The organism is Nocardia rosealba (assembly GCF_020216065.1).
GTDB classification, from domain to species: domain Bacteria; phylum Actinomycetota; class Actinomycetes; order Mycobacteriales; family Mycobacteriaceae; genus Nocardia; species Nocardia rosealba.
In genome coordinates, this window is record NZ_JAIWNA010000001.1 from 232318 (window position 1) to 256006 (window position 23689).

Here is a 23689-nt window from a genome sequence, read left to right on the forward strand (position 1 = left end):
GGGAGGTGGACCGTGCGGCTAGAAGTCGACGGCCGCGTCGTCGAAACGGCACCCAGGCCGGGCCAGTGCCTGCGGACCCTGCTGCGGGAGCAGGGCACTCTCGCGGTGAAGAAGGGCTGCGATTCCGGCGACTGCGGCGCCTGCTCGGTCCTGCTCGACGGCGCCCCGGTGCACTCCTGCCTGATCCCCGCCCACCGCGCCGCCGACCGCACCGTCACCACTGCCGCCGGTCTTTCCGGTGCAGGCGGACCGAATGCCGTGCAGCGCAGTTTCGTCGACAATGCCGCGTTCCAATGCGGCATCTGCACCGCCGGAATGGTCGTCACCGCCACCGGATTACTCCGCGACCGCACCGATTCGGAAATCACCGAGGACGAGCGCGCGGAGTTGATGAAAGGAAACCTGTGCCGCTGCACGGGCTACCGAGCCATTACCGACGCCCTCACCGTGTGTGCACCACTGTGCACAACTCGTGAGGCCACCCCTGAACCGCCTCCCGGTGTGGAAGCGCGAGTCAGAGTGCCTGGCGATGCCGCCTTTGGCCAGCCTCCCGGTGTGGAAGCACGAGCTGGAGTGCCTGGCGATGCCCCCCTTGAACAGCCTCCCGGTATGGAGGCACGAGTTGGAGTACCTGCCGATGCCTCCTCCGTGCGCCCGCACGATGGGCAGCGGCGGAGTGCCGGAGGTGTGACGACGGCGTCCGCGGGGGAGGGTCCTGCGGTGGCGGGCCGTGAGGTGCGGGCGGTCGCGGAGCGGGTGCGGGGCGAGGAGTTCGGGGCGGGGCAGGTCGGTAAGGGTGTGGGGGCGCCTGCTGGGGAACGGGTTGTGCGGGGCGGCGAGGCTTTCACGTTCGATGTCGGGGTGGGGGAAGAGCGGGGCCCGGGGGTGGCGCCTTGGCATATCGCGGTGTTGAGCAGTCCGCACGCGCATGCACGGGTGGTGTCGATAGACATCGCGGAGGCCGAGGCTGTGCCCGGCGTGCGGGCGGTGCTGACGTCGGCAGACGCGCCGGGGGTGGCGTTTTCCACGGCACGGCATGAATTCCGGGAGGACGATCCCGACGACACCTTCGTCCTCGATCGCACGGTGCGTTTCGTCGGGCAGCGCGTGGCGGCGGTGGTGGGGGAGACGCTCGATGCGGCGCGGGCGGGGGTGCGGGCATTGCGGGTGGAGTACGACGTTCTGCCTGCTGTGTTCGAGCCGACGGAAGCGCTCGGAGACGACGCGCCGAAGCTGCACGGGGACAAGCCGGACTCCGCGCGTATCGCCGACCCGCAACGCAACCTGATCGCTGAAATACACGGTGGTGTCGGCGATTTCGATCGCGGAATCAAAGAAGCGGCGCACGTTGTCCGTGGTGTCTGGCATTCGCCGCGCGTGCAGCATGTGCACCTGGAAACGCACGGCGGAATCGGCTGGCTCGACGACAACGGCAGGCTCGTACTGCGCACCAGCACCCAGGTCCCGTTCCTGGTTCGCGACGAACTGTGCCACCTGTTCGGCCTGGACCGCGACCGGGTGCGGGTATTCGCGGCCCGGGTCGGCGGCGGGTTCGGCGCCAAACAGGAGATGCTGGTCGAAGACCTCATCGCGCTCGCAGTCCTGCGCACCGGGCATCCGGTGCAATACGAATTCACGCGGACCGATGAATTCACCTCTGCCACTTGCCGTCACCCGATGCGGGTGGAGGTCACTGCCGCCGCCGACAGGAATGGGTTGCTCACCGCATTGTCGGTCGACGTGCTCGCCGACGCGGGTGCCTACGGCAACCACAGTGCGGGTGTGCTGTTCCATTCCGTCGGTGAATCGGTGGCTGTCTACCGGTGCCCGAACAAAAGAGTCGACGCACAAGCGGTGTACACCAACAACATTCCCTCCGGCGCCTTCCGCGGTTACGGGCTCGGTCAGGTGATCTTCGGCGTGGAGTCCGCCATCGACGAACTGGCCCGCCGAATCGGCGTCGACCCGTTCGATTTCCGTAGGCGCAATGTGGTCGTTCCAGGCGACCGGTTCACCGGCGCCGAAGTCGACGAAAGCGACCTCACCTTCGGCAGTTACGGCCTGGACCAGTGCCTCGACACCGCCCAGCGGGCGCTGCGTCGCGGCAACGGTGCGAAGGCGCCCGGCCCCGACTGGCGCGTCGGAGAGGGAACGGCGGTGGCGATGATCGCGACCGTTCCACCGCGCGGCCATCATGCCGACGCGACGGCGCACCTGCTCGTCGACGGACGCTACGAGATGAGCGTGGGCACAGCGGAATTCGGGAATGGAACCACCACCGTCCACGCCCAGCTCGCCGCGACCGCCCTGGCGACATCCGCCGACCGGATCGTGATCCGCCAATCCGACACCGACCTCGTCGGGCACGACACCGGCGCTTTCGGTTCGACCGGCACCATGGTCGCGGGCAAGGCGTCCTATGCCGCCGCACTGGAACTGCACGCGATGATGCTGGCGCGAGCCGCCAAGGTGAGCGGCCATCCCGAACGGGATTGCGTGCTGGAGGCCGGTGGCGTGCGCTGCGGGGACGAACTCGTCACCGCCGCACAACTCCTCGCCGACGGCGACCTCGTCGCCCACGGAACCCATTCGGGCACACCGCGATCGGTGAGCTTCAACGTGCACGCCTTCCGGGTAGCCGTGCGTCCCGCGACGGGTGAGGTGCGGATTCTGCAATCCATCCAGGTGGCCGACGCGGGCACCGTACTCAATCCGGTGCAGTTGCGCGGTCAGGTGGAAGGTGGTGTCGCGCAGGCCATCGGGACCGCGCTCTACGAAGACATGCGCACCGACGCGGGTGTGGTGACCACCCGCACCCTGCGGCACTACCACGTACCGCAATTCGCGGACCTGCCCCGCACGGAGGTGTATTTCGCCGAAACCAGTGACACGCTCGGCCCGCTCGGTGCCAAATCGATGAGTGAGTCTCCCTACAACCCGGTGGCCCCGGCCCTGGCGAACGCGATCCGCGACGCCATCGATGTCAGACCCGACCGATTACCGATGACCGCAGACCGGATCTGGCGGCTCGCGAGGAAAGGAACGGCCGAGTGAATACCCGACTGCCCGAACACATCCGGGCACGCGTCGACGCAGTCCTCGATTCCGTCGACGCGGAACTGCGGCTGCGATATCCCGGTCAGGGGACGCGGATTCAACCGGTGCACACGGTGTATGTCCCGGCCGACCGTGCCACCGCCGACACCCCAGCGGAATGGGGCGCCACGGCGCTGGAACTGCTGGATCGCCATGCCGACTTCCTCGGTGGTCTCGACACCACCGATTCCCTTCCCGCGGTCCGGGCAGGCCTATCCACTCGACCGGTGCAGGACCTGCGGATAGATTTCGAGGACGGATACGGTTTCCGCGCCGACGAGGTGGAAGACGCCGCCGCGACAGCAGCGGGAAAGACCTTGGCATTGATGGCCGAAAAGCCCGGCGCACCCGGTTCGTTCGGTATCCGGATCAAGGGGCTGGCGAAGGATGAACGCAGGCGAGCGCTACGGACACTGGAATTGGTGCTCGACGGCGTCGCCGACGTATTACCCGGATTCCTCTTCACCGTTCCGAAAATCCGAGCGGCCGAACAGGTCTCGGCCATTGTCGACATCTGCTCCGGCATCGAACGCGCCCACGGACTTCCCGACCACACCCTGCGCTTCGAACTGCAGATCGAAAGCCCGCAGGCGATCATCGCGCCCGACGGCACAGCCCCCATCGCCCGCATGCTCGCCCTGTCCGACAACCGCTGCAGTGCCTTGCATTTCGGCACCTACGACTACACCGCCGCCTGTGGAATCGCCGCCACCGACCAGGCGCTCGACCATCCGGCCGCAGACCACGCCAAGACGGTGATGCAGGTCGCCGCCGCCCAGACCGGCGTGTGGATCTGCGACGGCTCCACCCAGATAGTGCCGGGCAACGACCCCGAATTCGCTTTCACCAACCACTACCGCCTGGTGGAACGTGCTCTGCGCCGCGGCTACTACCAGGGCTGGGACATGCATCCCGGCCACCTGGTCACCCGCTGGCTGGCCACCCACAACTTCTTCCGCACCGCCACCGAGGTGGCCGTCCCACGCCTGCAGGCCTACCTGGGTCGCGGCCAGGAAGGGGTGGTCGACGAGCCGGCCACCGCCGAAGCCCTGTCGACAACGGTGATGCGCGCCCTGCACTGCGGTGCCGTCGGCGATGACGAGCTACGCACCCGCGCACCGGAACTCACCGAACAGACCCTCGTGGACCTGATGACCCGCCGGTGGTCGAGCCGAGCGAACACCGAAGCACGGGAGACCCGATGACCGACGACTTCACCCACCTGCCCGACCTGGCGGTCCGCCCGCTCGGCGGGTCGGTGATCTGGGCGAACGACGAGTTCTTCGCCGAGAAGGAAAACCTCGTCAACCCCGGCCCGGCCGAATACCGGCCCGCTACCTTCGGGCACAAGGGGCAGATCTATGACGGCTGGGAAACCCGCCGCCACCGCGGTAGACCCGGTGACGATTCGGCCATCGTCCGCCTCGGCGTGCCCGGCGTGATCCGCGGCATCGTGGTGGACACCGCCTGGTTCAAGGGCAACTACCCACCCGAGGTGTCGGTGTCGGCGCTGGCGATCGACGGCTACCCCACCGCCGAGCAGATCGCCGAACGCACCGACTGGGTGCCGCTGCTCGATCGGGTGAAGGTCGCGGGCGACTGCCGGACCCCGTTCACCATCGACGACGAAAACCGGTGGACCCACGTCAAACTCACCATGCACCCCGACGGCGGCGTCGCCCGGCTGCGGGTCCACGGCGAGGGCAGACCCGACCCGGCGCTGCTCGGCCTCGGCCCACTCGACCTGGCCGCTCTGGAGAACGGTGCCCTGGTTCTCGACTGCTCCAACCGCTTCTACAGCTCACCCAATCAACTGCTCTACCCCGGCCAGGCGCGCGTCATGGGCGACGGCTGGGAAACCGCGCGCCGTCGCGACGACGGAAACGACTGGGTTCGCATCAAACTCGCGGGCCCCGGCGCCATCCGGCTCGCCGAGATCGACACCTCCTGCTTCCTCGGCAACAGCCCCGGCGCCGCCTCCCTCACCGGCTTCACCAGCGACGGAACCGAAGTCGAGATCATGCCGCGCACCGACCTGCTGCCCGACACCCGCCACCGGTTCGCCCTCACGCCCGCCGGCGCGTCGGTCGAAGAGGTTCGCCTCGACATCTACCCCGACGGCGGCCTGGCCCGCCTGCGGCTCTACGGCGAGCTGTCCGCATGACCGGGCCACGCGATTTTATCGGCTACGGCCGCACTCCGCCGGACCCGCGATGGCCCGGCGGCGCCCGGATCGCAGTGCAATTCGTGCTGAACTACGAAGAGGGCGGCGAGCACAACGTCCTCGACGGCTCACCGCATTCGGAAACCTTCCTGTCCGAGATGACACCGGCCGAAGCCTTCCCGAACCGGCACATGAGCATGGAATCGCTCTACGAATACGGTTCGCGCGCCGGCCTGTGGCGGATACTGCGTGCCTTCGAACGGCGCGATATCCCGCTCACCGTTTTCGCCGTCGCCCGCGCGATGCAACGCAATCCCGAAGCGGTCGCGGCCTTTCTCGAACTCGGCCACGAAATCGCCTGTCACGGTCTGCGCTGGCAGTCGTATCAGCTCGTCGATCGCGACACCGAACGTGCCGACATGGCCGAGGCCGTGCGCATCCTCACCGACCTCACCGGTGCGCCGCCACGCGGCTGGTACACCGGCCGCGACTCACCCAACACCCGCGAATTGGTCGTCGAACACGGTGGTTTCGTCTACGACGCGGACTCCTACGCCGACGATCTGCCCTACTGGACCACGGTGCACGGGCAGCAGCACCTCGTCGTCCCGTACACCCTCGACACCAACGACATGCGCTACTGCTCGCCGGCGGGCTTCGCCACCGGCGAGGAGTTCTACGCCCACCTGCGCGACGCCTTCGACGTGCTGTACCGCGAAGGGACCGAGGGCAGCCCGAAGATGCTCTCGGTCGGCCTGCACTGCCGCATCGCGGGCCGCCCCGCCCGCACCGCGGCCCTGGAACGCTTCCTCGACCACGTGCAATGCCACGAGAACGTGTGGATCACGCGCCGCATCGACATCGCCGAGCACTGGCGAACGACGCATCCGGCCGGATCAGGCGAACAGGTCCCGGACGAACGGGAGCGAGTCGACCAGTGAGGCGTTGACCGTGCCGTCGTGGTCGGTGGGGTAGGTGCGGGTGGTCACCGGCTGGCGATTGGCCTCGAGCACCGCGAAGTAGCGCAGGGTCGCGGGGGTGACCACGTCGGTGTCGCGCAGGCCCTGGGCCAGCAGCAGCGGGCGGTCGTAGCCGGATTCGGGCAGGCCCATGTACTCGCCGAGCAGGCCGCGCAGGTTCGGGATGGACGACAGCGGGCGGGCGAACATGCTGCCCACCGACGGTTTGGCGGCGGCGAGTTCGTCGCCGAGCGACCCGATGCACGCGGTCTGGGCGCGCTCGAGCCAGGTGCGGCCGGTGTCGGTGAGCAGGCCGTCGATGCCGAGGTCGGGGTAGGTGGTGCGCAGGCCGCTGAGGATGTACAGGACGTAGGCGGTCAGGTGCGAACTCAGGGCGATCGGGGGCACGCCCGGGCCGACGAGCCCGATGACGTCCTCGATGTAGGCGGGCACGCCCGTGCCGACGGCACCGCGATAGTCGAGTTCGGGGCCGCCGAACTCGGTGGCGTAGCGGGCGGTGAACACCGCAGCGCCGCCGCCCTGCGACTGGCCGACAACGGCCCACTTGTTCGACAGCGACGGGTAGTGCGCCGTAGCCGCGCGCACCGCGTCGACCACGTTGTGCGCCTCGACGACGCCGTTCAGATACGGGTGCTCACCCGGCCCGCCGAGACCCGCGTAGTCGGCCGCGACCACCGCGTAGCCCTGCTTCAGCCAGGTGCCGAGGTAGGCCCAGTCGCGTTCGACGGCGGCCGGGCCGGCCACGCTGTAGGCGCAGTCGTCGCCGAGGCCGACGGTGCCGTGCGCCCAGGCGATCACCGGCCAGCCGCCAGCAGGCGCCTCGCCCGGCGGGAAGTACACGGCGGCACTGGTGGTCGTCGGCTGATCGCCTGCGGTGGTGGAGCGGTAGATCAACCGCTCTGCCTGCGCGGAACCCGGCAGCGTCGCCGCGGCCGACAGCGATTCCACCGAGACGACCTGTCCGCCGGTGGGTTCGGCGTGCGCCGGAACGACCGGCAGCACGGTCAGCGCGGCCATCGCCGCGATCGTCAGCATCCTCGACTTGCGCACGGTCCCTCATTCCCTTCGTCGGACAGCCCGATTCTGCACCGTGCGCATCGGGTGTGACACGCCGGCCGGGGGTTCGGCAGTGACGACACGCACATGACCGACGCCCGGCGTGGTGTGTGAAACGACTCACAGGCTGGAAGGCTCGGGGGCGTCGGCACGCACCCGGCCGAAGATCGCTAACAGTACGAGCGTTATGCTAAAACTCCTGGTCAGCACTACCCATCGGTAGCCGCAGCGCTTGCAATCACAGGGCAAATTTCGCAAAGTTAGCAACAGCGGCGGCAAACCTAGCTGAGATTCACACAACCAACAGGTAGACGGCTATTTCCGGGTGTGCCATTGTTTGGAAGTACACCCCTCAGGCCCTAGCTAGTCCTAGCAAGCCTGCAAATTGCTTCAGCAGTACGACCCGTGCAACCGAAAGCGTTCAGCCGCCGGTTGTTTGAGCGGCCGGACGGCGCGGAGCACCGACCACACCGAGGAAGTGGAGTCAGAGATGTCGACTGCCGGCACCCCGAAGACCGCTGCGGAAATCCAGCAGGATTGGGACACCAACCCGCGCTGGAAGGGCATTACCCGCAACTACACCGCCGAGCAGGTTTCCAAGCTGCAGGGCACTGTTGTCGAGGAGCACACCCTCGCCCGTCGTGGTTCGGAGATCCTGTGGGACCTCGTGAACAACGAGGACTACATCAACTCCCTCGGCGCCCTCACCGGCAACCAGGCCGTGCAGCAGGTTCGCGCCGGCCTGAAGGCCATCTACCTGTCGGGTTGGCAGGTCGCCGGTGACGCGAACCTGTCCGGTCACACCTACCCCGACCAGTCGCTGTACCCGGCGAACTCGGTCCCCTCGGTGGTCCGTCGCATCAACAACGCGCTGCTGCGCGCCGACGAGATCGCCAAGGTCGAGGGTGACACCTCGGTCAAGAACTGGCTGGCCCCGATCGTCGCCGACGCCGAGGCCGGCTTCGGTGGCGCCCTGAACGCCTACGAGCTGCAGAAGGCCATGATCGCGGCCGGCGCCGCGGGCGTGCACTGGGAAGACCAGCTCGCCTCGGAGAAGAAGTGCGGCCACCTCGGTGGCAAGGTGCTGATCCCCACCCAGCAGCACATCCGCACCCTGACCTCCGCGCGTCTGGCCGCCGACGTCGCCGACGTGCCGTCGGTGATCATCGCCCGCACCGACGCCGAGGCCGCCACCCTCATCACCTCCGATGTGGACGAGCGCGATCGTGAGTTCCTGGACGGCACCCGCACCGCCGAGGGCTTCTTCGGTGTGAAGAACGGCATCGAGCCCTGCATCGCGCGTGCCAAGGCCTACGCCCCCTACGCCGACCTCATCTGGATGGAGACCGGCGTGCCGGACCTCGAGGTCGCGCGCAAGTTCGCCGAGTCGGTTCGCAGCGAGTTCCCGGACCAGCTGCTGGCCTACAACTGCTCGCCTTCGTTCAACTGGAAGGCGCACCTGGACGACGCGACCATCGCGAAGTTCCAGCGTGAGCTCGGCGCGATGGGCTTCAAGTTCCAGTTCATCACCCTGGCCGGCTTCCACTCGCTCAACTACGGCATGTTCGACCTGGCGCACGGCTACGCTCGCGAGGGCATGACCGCGTTCGTCGACCTGCAGGAGCGCGAGTTCAAGGCCGCCGCCGAGCGTGGCTTCACCGCCATCAAGCACCAGCGTGAGGTCGGTGCCGGCTACTTCGACACCATCGCCACCACCGTCGACCCCAACACCTCGACCGCGGCCCTCAAGGGCTCGACCGAAGAGGGTCAGTTCCACTGAGTTGCTTTGACTAGCAACGGATTTCCTCTACACCAGTAGGGGTGTACGCCCTCCCCTGCCGATCAGCCCCGGCAGGGGAGGGCATCCCTATATTGTGGGTCGCGAGCCGCGGTGGCCAGTGACCCGAACAGGGCCGAAATCCGCGGCGCCAGCCGCCAACAAACCCAGGAGTGGGACGTGAGCAGCGACAAGATTCAGCGCGTCGGGATCATCGGCGCCGGACAGATGGGCGCGGGTATCGCGGAAGTGTGCGCACGCGCGCACGTCGACGTCCTCGTCTACGAAACCACCCGTGAACTGGCCGCCGCCGGTCGTGCGCGCATCCTGCGCTCGCTCGATCGTGGCGTCAGCAGCGGCAAGATCACCGAGCGCGAGCGGGAGCAGGCCGCCTGGCGGCTGCGCTTCACCTCCGACCTCAGTGACTTCGCCGACCGTCAGCTGGTCGTCGAGGCCGTTGTCGAGAACGAAGAGGTCAAGACGGCCATCTTCAGCGAGCTGGACAAGGTCGTCACCGACCCCGACGCCGTGCTCGCCTCCAACACCTCCTCCATCCCGATCATGAAGATCGCCGTCGCCACCGCCAATCCCGAGCGCGTGGTCGGTCTGCACTTCTTCAACCCGGTGCCGGTGCTGCCGCTGGTGGAGCTGGTCACCACGCTCAAGACCAGTGAGCCGGTCGCCAAGCGGGCCGAGGCGTTCGCCGCCGATATCCTCGGCAAGCAGGTCGTCCGGTCGGCCGACCGCTCCGGGTTCGTCGTCAACGCGCTGCTGGTTCCGTACCTGCTCTCGGCTATTCGGATGGTCGAGTCCGGGTTCGCCACCAAGGAAGACGTCGACAAGGCCATGGTGCTCGGCTGTGCCCACCCGATGGGCCCGCTGGCGCTGACCGACCTCGTCGGCCTCGACACGGTGAAGTCGATCGCGGACTCGATGTACGCCGAGTTCAAGGAGCCGCTGTATTCGGCGCCGCCGCTGCTGATGCGCATGGTGGAAGCCGGTTTGCTCGGTAAGAAGACCGGCGCCGGTTTCTACCAGTACGGAAACTAGGTTCCACGCACCGACGGCCGCCTTCCTCCCGACGAGACGAAGGTGGCCGTCGGTGTTTCCAGGGGTGTTTGCAGGGGGAACGGCACACTGCCGACCGCTCGGCTTAAGCTGCTGTAGGCCGTTCGTGCACGCGCGAACCGGCTACTCGTCGAGCGCAGTAATTGCGCGGCGCCCGGTTGCCGGGCGACCACGCAGGTGATGGAAAGGGATGTCCCGTTCATGGTCAACGTCACCGATGGATTCGGGTCGAGCGTTCTCGGATATCCGCGGATCGGTCCGCACCGGGAACTCAAGCGCGCGCTGGAGTCGTACTGGCGTGGGTCGCTCGAGCGGGAGGAGCTGCTCGCGGTAGGCCGGGACATCCAGGAGCGTCAGTTCGACGAGCTGGCCGCCACCGGGCTCACCCAGGTGCCGGGCAACACCTTCTCCTTCTACGACCACATCCTCGACAACGCGCTGCTGTTCGGTGCGGTGCCGTCGCGGTTCAAGCCGCATCAGGAGGGCCTGCACCCGCTGGACTTCTACTTCCTGATGGCGCGCGGTAACCCGGATCTGCCGCCGCTGGAGCTGGTGCGTTTCTTCGGCACCAACTACCACTACCGGCAGCCCGAACTCGACGCCGACTCCACGTTCTCGCTGCACCCCGAGGCTCTGCTCGACGAGTGGGACCGGGCGATGGCGCGCGGGATCGAACTGCGCCCGGTGGTGCTCGGGCCGGTGTCGCTGCTGCTGCTGTCCAAGGCCGGCCAGGTGCCCGGCGAAGTGGAGTTCGACACGCTGAGCCTGCTCGACAAGCTGCTGCCGTTCTACGAGGAACTGTTCGAACTGCTCGCCAAGCGCGGGTCGACCTGTGTGCAGCTCGACGAACCGTGCTTCACCGGGGAGCAGTCCGACGCGGCGCTCGCGGCGTTCGAGAAGACGTATCAGCGGTTGTCGAAGGCGCCGCTGCGCCCGCGCATCCTGGTCACCGGCCAGTACGGTGATTTCGGCGAGGCGCTGCGGATTCTCGCGGCCAGCAACGTGGAGGCCATCGGACTGGACCTGGCGTCCTACCGGATGACGCCCGAGGAGCTCGCCGAGATCCCCGGCATCCGCCGCAAGCGGATCTACGCCGGCGTCATCAGCGGCACGAATGTGTGGCGCGCCGATCGTTACGTGACGCTGAACTACCTGAACTCCATCGCCGAGGTGTGCCCCGATCTGGTGGTGTCGACCGGCACCACGCTGCTGCACGTGCCCTACGACGTGCTCGCCGAATACGACATCGAGGGCAATGTCGCCGACCGGCTCGCCTTCGCGAAACAGAAGGTGGGCGAGGTCGTCTCGCTGGCCAAGGCCCTCACCGAGGGCCCGTCGGAGAAGTGGCGCAAGCGACCCACCTCGGTGCACTTCAAGCAGAAGCACGCCGTGCGGCAGCGGGTCTACGCGATCACGCCGGACATGCGCGAACGGGTGCCCTACGCCGAGCGGGCCGCCGCCCAGCAGGAACGGCTGAACCTGCCCTTGGTCCCGGCCACCACACTCGGGTCGTTCCCGCAGAGCAGCCGGTTGCGGCAGGCGCGTCACGAAGTCGCCGCGGGCCGGTTGTCCGAGCAGGACTACCGCAAGCAGGTCGAAGCCGAGATCGAGGCGACGATCCGGTTGCAGGAGGACATCGGTCTGGACGTGTTCGTGCACGGTGAACACGAACGCAACGACATGATCCAGTTCTTCGCCGAACAGCTCGACGGCATGGCGACCACCCGCTTCGGCTGGGTGCAGGTCTACGGCTCGCGCTGCGTGCGACCGCCGATCATCTACGGCGACGTGGCCCGGCCCGCGCCGATGTCGGTGGACTGGACCACCTACGCCCAGTCTTTGACCGACAAGCCGGTGAAGGGCATGGTCACCGGGCCGGTCACCATGCTCGCACGCTCGTTCGTCCGCCAGGATCAGCCGCTCTACGAGACGGCCGACCAGGTGGCGCTGGCGATCCGCGACGAGGTGATTGATCTGGAGAAGGCGGGCATCGCCATCATCCAGGTCGACGAACCCGCCATCCGCGAACTGCTCCCCGCTCGCCCACAGGGTCGCGAGGAGTACCTGCGCTGGGCGGTCGGCGCGTTCAAACTCGCCACCTCCGGCGTGCGCCCCGACACCCAGATCCACACCCACATCGGCTATTCCGGCCGCACCGAGGTGGTGGACGCGATCGAACAACTCGACGCCGACGTCACCGCGATCGTCGCGACCCGCTCGATCGAATGGGTCATGCAGGCCCTCACCGAGGACGTCGCCACCGGCCACGGCCTCAGCCACGGCGTCGGCCCCGGCGTCTACGAAAGCCGCTCGGCCCGCATCCCCGACATCGACGAACTCGACGAACTCCTCACCCAAGCAGCCAAAGCGGTTACCCCGCAACGGTTGTGGGCCAACCCCGACGGTGGTCTGAAAACCCGCCACTACTGGCAACTCGACCCGTCGCTGCGCAACATGGTCGCCGCGGCCCGCCGAGTGCGCCGCCGGGCCTTGGCCGCCCTCGCGGAAGAAGCCACCGCGAAGTAACACCTGAACCCGAAGGGGCACACCGAATCCGGTGTGCCCCTTCGTCATATCTGCGCTCGCTACCGAAAATTTCTGAACGGCAGCGCATTCGAGGCCCCAGCGGCTAGAGTTCGCCCTCGGCGGTGTCGGGTGGGGTCCAGGAGGGGCGCGGTGCTGGATCCGAACAATCATCAAGGCGCGTTCGGCGAGGACTACGTTCGGGTGCTCGCCTCGGCGGCCGGGCTGGTCTGGTCGACCGACAGTGTCGACGTCGACGGTGTGGACCTGACCATCAAGAAGCCAGGCAAGACACCGTACGGGTTTTCGCCACAGATATCGGTGCAGGTCAAAACGGTTTCGAGACCGCGGTTTCAGCGGGGACACCTGGTCTTCCCCGGCTTGACCCACAAGCAGTTCAACCAGCTCGCCGGTCCGGACTTCGCGACACCCCGGTTCCTGTTCGCCATCCACGTGCCCCGAACGGCGGACCATTTCGCCGATGCCGTGACCGGTGCGATGACGCTGCGCCACTGCGGATACTTCTTGTCGCTGCGTGATCGCACCCGGTTCGCTGCCGACGACACCAAGCGCACGCTGTCGGTGCACATTCCGCTCGGCAACATTCTCGATGTCGAGGCGCTGCGTTCGCTCGTCGCCGGAACGCCACGGTAGCCGCGATGCCGACCATGCCCCGGCACGAGGAAGTGATCGGGTATCTGCAAGCCCAGGGTTGGACGCCGCGGGAGCCGTGGGGTGGTGGCACGGTGTGGTCGAACGGCGACTTCGAAGTGCTCGTGCCCGGTGGCGACGTGGTCGACTACGGCATACGGATGCGTGAACTGGCCTTGTGCGTGGCGGATTTCGAGCGACGCCGCTGGACATCGTTGTGCGCGACATCGTCTCGGGTGGGGTCGATGTGATCGGCTACCGTGCGGGCCACGACGGTGACGAGATCTCGCTCGAGACCGGCGCCGCCGCGCTCGCCGCGCTGCGCTCGTTGCTGGCGACCTGTGTCGACCAGGCTGCAGAGCGGGAGATCACGGCGTGGTCGATGCGCAGATATGCCGTTGCCCAACTGCTGGCCGCCACCACGCTGCTGCCACACCGCGACTCCTTCGGGTTCGACGTATTTCTCGGCGGGCCCGGCTCACGGCTGGGCCGCAGCTCGGCGGTCCGGCTGCTCGATGTCGCCGCGACCGTGCGCGAGGCCGCCGGCGGTGGGCACGGGTGGGGCGACGAATTCCGCCACGACACGATCGACGCTTTCGGTGCGCTCGGATCGGCTGAGCAGCATCCGATGCGTTTCGTCCTGAGTTTTCACTGGTCACGTCAGGTCCCACGACCGGATGTCGTCGTCGAGTTCCCGCGTCCGACAGTCGAGGGGTTGGGACAGATGCTGAACGTCGCGGTGGCGTCGTCGCCACCGCCAGACATGGTCTCCGACCGGGATGTGGCCGAGATCGAGGCCGTGGTCGACGGGACCGTCGTCGGCGTCGACAACGATGCGGCCCTCAAAGCCGTTGTGCGAGGGTCACTCCGGGTCGACGGGGCGAGCACCGGTCGGCAGCGCCGCATCACCGTGCGCCTGCGTACCGAGCAGGAGTACGCCCGAGCGCTCGCCGCGCACAGTTCCGGCGCGAGGGTCCGTGTCAGCGGGCTCTTCGACGGCAAACGGGACCTGCGGGTGTCCGAAAACGGATTCTTCGTCGTCGACGGCGACGAATCGTGAGAGAACGGATCGAACATTGTCGGATCAGATGAGCCCACGCGAACTCGCGGTGCTGTTGACGCTGCTCGCGGAAGCGCGCGAACTCACCAACGCCGATCTCTTCGCAGTGGCGGGCGTGACGCTGGACGGTGCGCCTCGGCGCCGACTCAACGATATGGGGCTGGTTGTCAGCGAGAAGGTCGGGCGGGCGTTGGTGCACGAGCTCACCGAAGCGGGGGTGCAGTGGTGCGCCCGCGAACTCACCAGCCCACGCCCGGCCAAGTCGGGGTCGTTCGGTGGTGCGCTGTACGCGGTCCTGGCCGGGCTGCACCGTCACCTGGACGACAGCGGCCGACAATTGACCGACATCTTCCAGCCCGACGTGCCCGCACAGATCCTGCGCAAGTACGCCGAGCTCACCAAGGGCAAACCGGACCAGATCCGGATCGCAGACCTGCGCAACGATCTGCCGCACATTCCGCCCGAGGATTTCACGCGCGCGATGACGGCACTGGCCGACCGCGACGGCGTGCACGTGCGCGCCGAAGCCGATCGTAAGACACTGACCGAGGACGATCACGCCGCCGCCGTCGTACTCGGTGGGACCGCGCGCCACCTGCTCACCGTCGAGGCCGGGCGTTGAACGAGCAGCAGCGCCGTGCTCTGGCGCGGGTGCAGTTCAGCACCGCACTCGGCCCGGATTCGATCTGGCGCCCCCAGACCCACCACGTCGAGGACCTGCATCGCCGGGCGTCCGCCGAGATCGTCCGGGCGATCGAACTGGCCGAGGACCGGCCGGAGATCTCACCCACCGGGTTCATCGTCAACGGTGATCCCGGTGTCGGGAAAACCCACCTGCTCGGCTGGATTCGTCAGTACGTCCACGAGCGCGAGGGCTACTTCTTCATGCCCAAGCTGATCGACGGCGAATCGTTCTGGGACGGTGCCGTCCACGGCGTCACCAACCGGCTGACCGGAGCCGACGGCGGTCAATTGCGCAGGCTGCTGATCGCCTTGGCCCGGCGGGCCGGGTGCGATCCCGAACATGTCGCGCGGATCGCGGGCCCGATGCGGCCGAAACCCGAGGACCTCGAACGATTCCTGGACGACCTGTCCGGCCCCGAGCCGCAATTGGCCTACGAATGCCGCGACACCCTGCGGGCGCTTGTGCTGTTCCGGGCGGGCGGTTCGCTGCGCGATATCGGTGACAGCTTCCTCGTCCTCCGGGAACCGCTCGAACCGGACATCGCCGAGCAGTGGGGTTTCCGCCGTGCACAGCGCAACGCGCAGCTGATATTCCACGATCTGATCCGCCTGTTCGCCGCGGCGGGCCCGGTGGTGATCGCACTCGACCAGATCGATGCCGTGCTCGCGGAGTCGGCGGCGGGCGGCATCCGCGTGGCCCATCACGCGGACAGTTTGATGAAGCTGCGGGAGGAGACGGTGCGCACCATCATCGTCGCCGCCTGCATCCCCTCCACCTGGCAGCGTCTGAAGGATCAGGGGCTGACCTCGTCGGCCGACCGGTTCACCGAACTGTATCTGGACACCGCGCTACCGGGCGCCGAGGTGGCGGCGGCGGTTGTCGCCGGGCATCTCGCGGTGCAGTACGACGAGGTCGACTTCACGCCGCCCTATCCGACCTGGCCGATCCGGCCGTCCGCCTTCGACACCGACGACGTGGCTCGCTCGACACCGCGCAAGCTGCTGCAGTCGGTGGCCGAGCACGTAAGGACCTGCCTCGCCGACGAGCAGCTCCGTGAACTGGACGACTTCGCCGCGCTGGATCCCGATTCGGGGCCGAAGGTCCCCGCGGCACTCGCCGACCCGAGCGTGTTCGACGCGCAGTACGCCGCCCTGCGGGCCGCCGCCGACATCACGGCGCCGCTCGACCCGGCCAGGGAGGACGAAATCATGGTCGGGTTGCTCAACGCCGCCCTGCAGTGCTTCGTCCTGGAACGGGCCGACCGCGACGACCTGCGCATCGACGACGCGACCTCCACGGGCCGCGCGGTCCACGCCCGGCTGCGTCGCACGATCGACCCGGTCCTCGAGGTGCAGGAGCATTGGAGTTTCCGGGCGATCGCGCACACGCACCACCTGGCTGTGCAGTCCCGGATGCGTTCGGCCGTCGTCGAATCCGGCATCGAGGAGACCAACGATCTGCGTCACCTGACGATCCTGCGCAACATCCCGTACTCCAACGGGCCGAAAACCCGTGCGATGCTGGACGACCTGCAGGCCGCCAACGGGACGACCCTGCCGATCGGCCAGGACGATCTGCGGACCTTCACCGCGTTGCAGCAGCTGATCGAGGACCCGAAGCCCGGTTTCGACGGCTGGCTGGTGCAGCGCGCGCCCGCCGGGCAGACGCAACTGTTCCGGCGGATCTTCGGTGACCTGCCCCAACCGGTCGACGGGCCGGTGCGACCCCGAATGGATGAGGCCGAACCTCCTACCGCACAACCGGCTTCACCCAATGTCGCCAGCGGTCCCGACATTGCCATGGACGACTCTCGAACCGACGGGCCGACAATCGTTCTCGGGCGGGGACTCACCGACGACGCCACCTTCAGCATTCCGCTCGACCTCCTGCGCAAGCACCTCGTCTTGTTCGCGAGCAGCGGTTCGGGAAAGACCGTCCTGCTTCGGCGGCTGGTGGAAGAGGTCGCTCTGCAGGGTGTTTCGGCCATCGTGCTCGACGTCAACAACGACCTCTCGCGGCTCGGCGATGCGTGGGAGCAACCCCCGGCAGGCTGGGGGCCCGGTGATGCCGAGAAGGCGGCGCAGTACCTGGCCGAGACGGATGTCGTGGTGTGGACACCACGTCGCCAGGCGGGGCGGCCGCTGATCCTGAACCCGCTCCCGGATTTCGCAGCCGTGCGTGAGGATCCCGACGAACTGCGCACCGCGGTGGAGGTGGCGGCCGGTGATCTGCTGGCGCGCTCGGGAATCGCGCGGACCAAGGCGGCGCAGGCACGCGCGGTGCTGTTGCAGGCCCTCCTGCATTTCGCCCGGTCGGGTGAGCCGAAACTGGAGGGCCTGATCGCCCTGCTGTCGGACCTGCCCGACGGGGTGAGCCGGGTCCGCAACGCGGCCGCGCTCGCGGCCGAAATGGCCGACGGACTCACGGTTTCCATGATCAACGATCCGCTGTTCGGTGGCGATGGTGAACCGGTGGATCCCGGCGTGCTGCTCACCCCGGCACCGGGCAAGCGCGCGCGGGTGTCGGTGATCAGCTGTGTCGGTCTGCCCGACACCGATCAGCGGGCCAGATTCATCAGCCAGCTCCAGGTTGCGCTCTTCACCTACTTCAAGACCAACCCGGCCGGTGATCGACCGCTCGGTGCCCTGCTCGTGCTCGACGAGGCGCAGATGCTCGCGCCTTCGGGTAAGAGCACACCCGCCTCGGCCAGCACCCTCATGCTCGCCGCGCAGGCACGCAAGTACGGGCTCGGCATCGCCTACGCCACCCAGGCACCGAAAGGCCTGGACAACAAGGTGGTCGGCAATACCGCGATCCAGTTCTTCGGGCGGTTGGGGACGGCGGCGCAGATCCAGGCGGCGAAGGGTATCGCCGCCACCTGGGGTGGGAATGTGGACGATATCGGTCATCTGAAGACCGGCCAGTTCTACGGTGCCAGTGAAGGCCGGTCGTTCCGCAAGCTGGCCACGCCCCTGTGCTTGAGCCATCATCCGCCGAGTCCGCCGATCGAAACGGATGTGCTCGAGCGTGCCCGCCGCGGTCGCGAGCAGCCGTAGCCCGGGTCAGTGGCTCAGTGCCGACACCACGAACATCGCGCCGACTCCGAGGATGGTGAGGAAGAGGGTCAGGCGGGAGGGGTGTTCGGCGTGGGCTTCGGGGAGGATGTCGGCGGTGGCGAGGTAGAGGAGGAAGCCGGCGAAGTAGCCGAGGTAGAGGCCTATCCATTGTTCGGGGACGTGGATGAGGGTGCCGAGGACGGCGCCTACCACGGGGGCGAGGGCGTCGAGGGCCAGGAGGGTGATGGCGCGTTTGCGGGCGTGGCCGTAGAGGGTGGGGATGGTGAAGGTGTTGAAGCCGTCGGCGAAGTCGTGGCAGATGACCGCGATGGCTACCGACAGGCCGACGGTGGCGCCCGCCTGGTAACCGATGCCGATGCCGAAACCGTCGAGGGTGCTGTGGAAGATCAGGCCCATCGCGGCGAGCAGGCCGACGGATTCGAAACCGTGGTGGTGCGAACCGAATTCGTCCTCGTGGCCGGTGTGGATGGCCACCGCGCGTTCGATGATGTGCAGGCTCATGAACCCGACAACCGCCGCGATCAGCGCCACCGGCACACCGAACGCCTCGTCGGGTGACTGCTCGAGGGCCTCGGGGATCAGGTCGAACGCCACCAGGCCGAGCATCACCCCGGCCGCGAGACCGAGGACCAGGTGCTTGCGGTCGCCGATACGCATGGCGACGAAACCACCGAACAGGGTGGACAGCATGGAGACCACAGACAACAGAATTGCCATGGTGCGGGCCTATTCGTCGGCGGTTCGGTCGGGCTCGACGGGTGTCTTCGTCCGGGGTCTGGGGAACCACCGGCGCTTCTGCTTCGGCGGTGGCCCGGCTTCTTCGGTCACCTGATACCGCCGGACGTAGGCCCCGGCGAATCCTTGCAGCGTTGCGGTGACCGGGATCGCGAGCAGGGCACCGGTCGGCCCGAGCAGCGCCGCACCCGCGATCACCGCCCCGAACGCCACCGCCGGATGCATGTCGAGGGTGGTCGCGGTGATCCGTGGCTGCAGCACATAGTTCTCGAACTGCTGATACGCCACGATGAACAGCAGGATCCACAGCGCGGTGATCGGGTCGTGCACCAGCGCGACCAGCACCGGAAGGGCACCGGCGAGATAGGTTCCGACGGTCGGGATGAACTGCGAGACCACACCCACCCAGAGCGCCAGCGCGAACGCCGAGGGCACATCGAACACCCGCAGCGCCACATAGTGCGCGATCGCCGAGCACAGCGCGAGCAACGCACGCGAGTAGATGTAGCCGCCGGTCTTCTCCACCGCGATATCCCAGGCGCGCAACACATGTTTCTGCTGACGCGGCGGCAGGAGCGAACACACCCAGGTGCGGAAGCGCGGCCCGTCGGCGGCGAAATAGAACGTGAACAGCAGCACCCCGAGCAGCTGGAACAGCGCACCGATCGCGACTGTGCCGATGCCCCAGACGTTTCCGGCCAGACCCACGAGGTAGCCCTCGATGGTGGAGCTCCACTCGGTGGCGTATTTGGTGAGGTCGGCGCCGGACAGGTCCTGGTCGAAGGTGCGGTTGATCCAGTCGACCAGGTCCTGGATGTAGCCGGGGGCGTCCTGCACGAGCATGGTGACCTGGTCGATGAGCAGCGCGCCGAGCGTCCCGAAGAACGCCACCATCACCACCAGCACGACGAGGAACACCGCCCCGGTGCCCGCACCGCGTGGAATGCCGTGCCGGGCAAGCCAATTCACCGCTGGTTCGATGGCGAAGGCCAGGAACAGCGACACCAGCAGGATGGTCAGCAGCCCCTGCAGCTTGCCGAGCACCCAGAAGCCCGCGATCAGGACGACGAGGGCGAGGGCGGTGTAGAGCAGGGCGCGCGGGAACCAGCTGGGCGGGGTCCGCACCGTCCAGGTGATCGGCAGGGCGCCCACCGCGGTCGGTGTGTCCGGGCGCGTATCGTCGTCGGCCACGACGTCACGGTACCCGGCGGTGGGCGCCCTACCGGCTCAGATGGACGCGGTGTCGATCACGAACCGGTACTGCACATCGCTGGCGACGACCCGGTCGTAGGCGGAATCGATGTCGTCGGCGGAGATGAGCTCGATCTCGGCGCCGATGCCGTGCGAGGCACAGAAATTCAGCATCTCCTGGGTCTGCGCGAGCCCGCCGATCATCGAACCCGACAGGGAGCGGCGGAAACCGGCCAGATTACGGCCGGTGACGCTCATCGGCTTCTCCGGCAGACCGAGGATCACCAGGGTGCCGTCGAGGGCGAGCAGCCGCAGGTAGTTATCGATGGGCAGGTCGGCCGAGACGGTGTTGATGATGAGGTCGAACTCGCCGCGCAGCCTGCGGAAAGTCTCCTTGTCGCTGGTGGCGTAGTAGTTCGTGGCGCCCATGCGCAGGCCGTCGTCGCGCTTGCGCAGCGACTGGCTCAGCACTGTCACCTCGGCACCGAGCGCGGCGGCGATCTTCACCCCGACGTGCCCGAGCCCGCCCATGCCGATGATCGCGACCTTCTTGCCGGGGCCCGCGCCCCAGTGGCGTAACGGCGAATACAGGGTGATGCCCGCGCACAGCAACGGTGCGGCGACGTCGAGGCCGATGCCCTCGGGAATGCCGACGACGAACTTCTCGTCGACGACGATGTGGGTGGAGTACCCGCCCATGGTGTACCCGCCGGGCTGGACCTCCTCGGGGACGGGGTTGTTGTAGGTCCAGGTCGCGCCCTTGGCGCAGTACTGCTCCTCACCGGCCAGGCACGGCGCGCATTTGCCGCACGAATTCACCAGACAGCCCACCCCGACGCGGTCGCCCACCTGGTACTTGCGCACCGACGACCCGACCGCGCTGACGATGCCCGCGATCTCGTGCCCCGGCACGCACGGGTACCGCGCGCCACCCCATTCGTTGCGTGCGGTGTGGATGTCGGAGTGGCAGATGCCCGCGAATTTGATGTCGATCGCGACATCGTCGGGTCCGAGCGCACGGCGTTCGATCGCGACCTTCTCGAAGGAACCGTCGGCGGACGGCAGGGCATAGGCGGCAGCGGTGCTCATGGGTATATGCCTACCGCTGCATACGAGGTTTGCCAACCGCCGCGTACCGGATGTCGATCGGGCCGGACCCGAGCCGGGGGACAATGGGAAGGGTCGGCCCGCGAGAGAGGACGTGCGCGTGCAACGTGGATCACGGGTGCTCATGGCGCTGGTCGTCGCGCTGCTCGCCCTCGGCGGTGTCCTCGGATATCGCGGTGAGCTGGGGCTCGAGCGGGCCGCCCCGCAGGAATTCGTCGCGGCCACGCCTGCGCCCGTGCCGCTGGATCCGGGCCTGGTCGCCGCGCAGGTGCAGCCCGCGCTGGTCAATATCTCGGTCGACGCGAGCCGGTTCGGAACCGCGGCCGCCGGCTCGGGCATCGTGCTCACCGGCGACGGGCAGATCCTCACCAGCCACCACGTCATCAAGGGCGCCGAGGACGTGTCGGTCACCGACGTGGGTACCGGTCTGCGCTACCCGGCCACCGTGCTCGGTTACGACTCGAGCGCCGACGTCGCCCTGCTGGCGCTGGCGGGCGCCTCGGGGTTGCCGACCGCGCGGATCGGTTCCTCGGCCGGGCTGCGGTTACGTCAGGATGTGCTCGCCATCGGCGACGCGGGCGGCGACGGTGGCGAGCAGACCTCGGTGGCCGGTCCGATCACCGACCTGGACGCCAGCATCGTCGCGATGAACTCCGCGGACCTGAGCCGCAAATCGTTGCGCGGGATGGTGGAGATCGCGGCACCGGTGGTGGGTGGGCAGTCCGGTGGGGCGCTGGCCGACGGCACGGGCGCGGTGGTCGGCGTCATCACCGCCGCCTCCGGCGATCGCGGCACGCAGGACCGGCAGCCCAAACCGGCGCACGGTTACGCGGTGCCCATCGACACGGCCATGCGGATCGTCGCCCAGATCCGCTCGGGCACGCCGACCGACAGCGTGCACATCGGCCCGACCGCCACCCTCGGCGTGCAGATCGTCGACGCGAAACCGGCGGGCGCGCGGGTCGACTGGGCCTTCTTCGGGCAACCGGCCCGCGCCGCCGGGATCAGTGACGGTGACGTGGTGACCGCCGTCGACGGTGCGTCGATCACCACCGCCCGGGCGCTGAGCGCGGCCATCGGCAGGCGCAAACCGGGCGACGTGGTCCGCCTCGATGTCACCGCGCCCGACGGCAGCACCCGCGTCGTCGACGTGGTGCTCGCCGAAGGCACGCCCAACTAGACCTTGCTCAGCCAGTAGTCCTGGAACTTCAGGAACATCAGCAGCAGCACCACGGCGTAGAACACGACGACGAGCGTCCAGCGCCACTCGGCCAGGATTCCCATCGGCCCACGCGAGCCACCCCAGGTCTCCTGGGTGGCCACCGCGAACAGCACCGGCACCGCCACCCACACCACCATGCAGTACGGGCACAGTGCGTTGATGCGGTACAGGCTCTGGAAGATCAGCCAGCAGATCGCGGCGACACCGAGGACCGTACCGCCCCAGAGCGAACCCCAGATCCAGCGCGGGAAACCCACACCGATCACCGAGAGCACGCCGAGGGTCACCACCACCGAGAACCCGACGATGCCGATGATCGGATTCGGGAAGCCGAACACGGCGGCCTGCTGCGTCTGCATGATCGATCCGCACGACAGCACCGAGTCGAAGTTGCACGAGGCCATGTAGGTGGGATCGGTGAACAGCTTGAACCGTTCGACGGTGAGCGTGCACGACGCCAGCCACCCGGCCAGCCCGGCGATCAGCAGCAGCCAGGCCGAGCGTGCCGACGCGGTGATCACTTGGCCGCGTCGGCGATCACGGACGCCAGGCCGTCTTCGGTGTAGACGGCGTTGCTCTCGATCAGCTCACCGTTGACGAAGACCGACGGTGTGCCCTTGAGCCCGCTGGTCAGCAGGGTCTGGGTGGTCTTGGCGAGGGGGTCGGCCATGGCCTTGTCGTTGATGCAGGTGGCCACGGCCGGATCGGTGTACCCGGTCTCGTCGGCGATGGCCACGAGCTGCTCGTTGCTCAGGCCCGCGCCGCCCTCGGCGGGCTGGCGGTGGAACATCAGCTGCAGCCAGGTGGGGAACTTGTTCGCGTCCGAGCGGGCCACGCAGTAGGCGGCGTTGCCCGCGCGCGAGGAGTACTGGTTCGTCGAGGCCTTGTCGAGGAAGGAGATGATCTGGTACTCGACCGACGCGGTGCCCTCGGCCGCGGCCTTGGCCAGGGCGAGGCCGTTGGCGGTCTCGAACTGCTTGCAGGCCGGGCACTGCAGGTCTGCGACGACGCGCACCTTCACCTTGGCGTCGGGGTTGCCGATCAGCACGCTGCCCGACGGGGTGACCGTGCCGACGGTCGCGGGCAGCGTTGGCAGTCCCTCGGCCGCCGTGGAACCGCTGCCGCCGCTGGTGTCGGAATCGGACCGGTTCATCGCGATACCGATGCCGATCGCCGCGACCAGCGCCACCAGCACCGCTGCGACACCGACCTGGATCGCCAGCTTGCGCTTCTTGTCGGCGGCCTCTGCCGCCGCAAGCGGATTCTTGCTGCCCGTGCTCACCGTTGTCACACGCCT

Annotated in this window: 19 protein-coding genes; 13 read left to right on the top strand and 6 right to left on the bottom strand. The window is 67.9% G+C overall.

All coding sequences use genetic code 11. The features are described from left to right. Positions 1-12 precede the first annotated feature (12 nt). Genes LDL21_RS01070 through puuE form a run of 4 tightly spaced genes read left to right on the top strand, consistent with a single transcriptional unit; the run spans position 13 to position 6201 of the window. Positions 13-3054: a molybdopterin-dependent oxidoreductase gene (locus LDL21_RS01070; RefSeq protein ID WP_225278451.1), complete on the top strand. Its 3042-nt coding sequence runs from the start codon at positions 13-15 to the stop codon at positions 3052-3054. Beyond that, positions 3051-4301 (top strand): DUF6986 family protein, encoded by a 1251-nt coding sequence (locus LDL21_RS01075; protein WP_225278452.1) that lies wholly within the window; start codon positions 3051-3053, stop codon positions 4299-4301. The genes LDL21_RS01070 and LDL21_RS01075 overlap by 4 nt, the downstream gene beginning before the upstream one ends. Further along, positions 4298-5260, top strand: coding sequence for an allantoicase (gene alc, locus LDL21_RS01080; RefSeq protein WP_225278453.1), 963 nt, complete (start codon positions 4298-4300; stop codon positions 5258-5260). Before LDL21_RS01075 ends, alc begins: the two co-directional genes overlap by 4 nt. Then, entirely contained in the window at positions 5257-6201 is a 945-nt protein-coding gene (gene puuE / locus LDL21_RS01085) for an allantoinase PuuE (protein WP_225278454.1), read from the top strand. Before alc ends, puuE begins: the two co-directional genes overlap by 4 nt. Here the strand turns inward: puuE and LDL21_RS01090 are convergent. Continuing rightward, positions 6157-7275, bottom strand: coding sequence for an alpha/beta hydrolase (locus LDL21_RS01090; protein ID WP_225279192.1), 1119 nt, complete (start codon positions 7273-7275; stop codon positions 6157-6159). The genes puuE and LDL21_RS01090 overlap by 45 nt on opposite strands. A gap of 511 nt (positions 7276-7786) precedes the next feature. Between LDL21_RS01090 and aceA the strand changes: the two genes are divergently transcribed. From aceA to LDL21_RS01130, 8 genes are all read left to right on the top strand, one after another. After that, positions 7787-9076, top strand: a complete 1290-nt coding sequence (gene aceA / locus LDL21_RS01095; RefSeq protein WP_067484780.1) for an isocitrate lyase — start codon at positions 7787-7789, stop codon at positions 9074-9076. Positions 9077-9253: 177 nt separating this feature from the next. Further along, on the top strand, positions 9254-10123 hold the full coding sequence (locus LDL21_RS01100) for a 3-hydroxybutyryl-CoA dehydrogenase (RefSeq protein ID WP_225278455.1): 870 nt from the start codon (positions 9254-9256) through the stop codon (positions 10121-10123). Between the two features lie 219 nt (positions 10124-10342). Then, positions 10343-12667: a 5-methyltetrahydropteroyltriglutamate--homocysteine S-methyltransferase gene (gene metE / locus LDL21_RS01105; protein ID WP_225279193.1), complete on the top strand. Its 2325-nt coding sequence runs from the start codon at positions 10343-10345 to the stop codon at positions 12665-12667. Positions 12668-12817: 150 nt separating this feature from the next. Next, a complete protein-coding gene (locus LDL21_RS01110; protein WP_225278456.1) occupies positions 12818-13318 on the top strand; it encodes a DUF4365 domain-containing protein in 501 nt (166 codons plus the stop codon). Between the two features lie 5 nt (positions 13319-13323). Beyond that, complete coding sequence (locus LDL21_RS01115) at positions 13324-13566, top strand: hypothetical protein (protein WP_225278457.1); 243 nt, start codon at positions 13324-13326, stop codon at positions 13564-13566. Continuing rightward, positions 13533-14375, top strand: a complete 843-nt coding sequence (locus LDL21_RS01120; protein ID WP_225278458.1) for a hypothetical protein — start codon at positions 13533-13535, stop codon at positions 14373-14375. The genes LDL21_RS01115 and LDL21_RS01120 overlap by 34 nt, the downstream gene beginning before the upstream one ends. Before the next feature lie 28 nt (positions 14376-14403). Beyond that, on the top strand, positions 14404-14997 hold the full coding sequence (locus LDL21_RS01125; protein WP_225278459.1) for a hypothetical protein: 594 nt from the start codon (positions 14404-14406) through the stop codon (positions 14995-14997). After that, positions 14994-18116, top strand: coding sequence for an ATP-binding protein (locus tag LDL21_RS01130; RefSeq protein WP_225278460.1), 3123 nt, complete (start codon positions 14994-14996; stop codon positions 18114-18116). The genes LDL21_RS01125 and LDL21_RS01130 overlap by 4 nt, the downstream gene beginning before the upstream one ends. 6 nt (positions 18117-18122) lie before the next feature. Here LDL21_RS01130 and LDL21_RS01135 read toward each other — a convergent pair whose 3' ends face one another. Genes LDL21_RS01135 through LDL21_RS01145 form a run of 3 tightly spaced genes read right to left on the bottom strand, consistent with a single transcriptional unit; the run spans position 18123 to position 21152 of the window. Further along, positions 18123-18854: a ZIP family metal transporter gene (locus LDL21_RS01135; RefSeq protein ID WP_225278461.1), complete on the bottom strand. Its 732-nt coding sequence runs from the start codon at positions 18852-18854 to the stop codon at positions 18123-18125. 9 nt (positions 18855-18863) lie between these two features. Continuing rightward, the gene (locus tag LDL21_RS01140) at positions 18864-20063 is read right to left on the bottom strand and encodes an AI-2E family transporter (protein WP_225278462.1); all 1200 of its coding nucleotides are present in this window, start codon (positions 20061-20063) and stop codon (positions 18864-18866) included. A 36-nt stretch (positions 20064-20099) separates the two neighbouring features. Then, complete coding sequence (locus LDL21_RS01145) at positions 20100-21152, bottom strand: NAD(P)-dependent alcohol dehydrogenase (protein ID WP_225278463.1); 1053 nt, start codon at positions 21150-21152, stop codon at positions 20100-20102. A gap of 118 nt (positions 21153-21270) precedes the next feature. On the opposite strand from LDL21_RS01145, the gene LDL21_RS01150 reads away from it, so the two are divergent. Further along, positions 21271-22350, top strand: a complete 1080-nt coding sequence (locus LDL21_RS01150; protein ID WP_225278464.1) for a S1C family serine protease — start codon at positions 21271-21273, stop codon at positions 22348-22350. Here the strand turns inward: LDL21_RS01150 and LDL21_RS01155 are convergent. Both LDL21_RS01155 and LDL21_RS01160 read right to left on the bottom strand, forming a co-directional pair. Further along, entirely contained in the window at positions 22347-22913 is a 567-nt protein-coding gene (locus tag LDL21_RS01155) for a vitamin K epoxide reductase family protein (protein ID WP_225278465.1), read from the bottom strand. The two genes, LDL21_RS01150 and LDL21_RS01155, sit on opposite strands and share 4 nt — an antisense overlap. Continuing rightward, positions 22910-23674: a DsbA family protein gene (locus tag LDL21_RS01160; RefSeq protein WP_225278466.1), complete on the bottom strand. Its 765-nt coding sequence runs from the start codon at positions 23672-23674 to the stop codon at positions 22910-22912. The genes LDL21_RS01155 and LDL21_RS01160 overlap by 4 nt, the downstream gene beginning before the upstream one ends. Between the last annotated feature and the right edge of the window lie 15 nt (positions 23675-23689).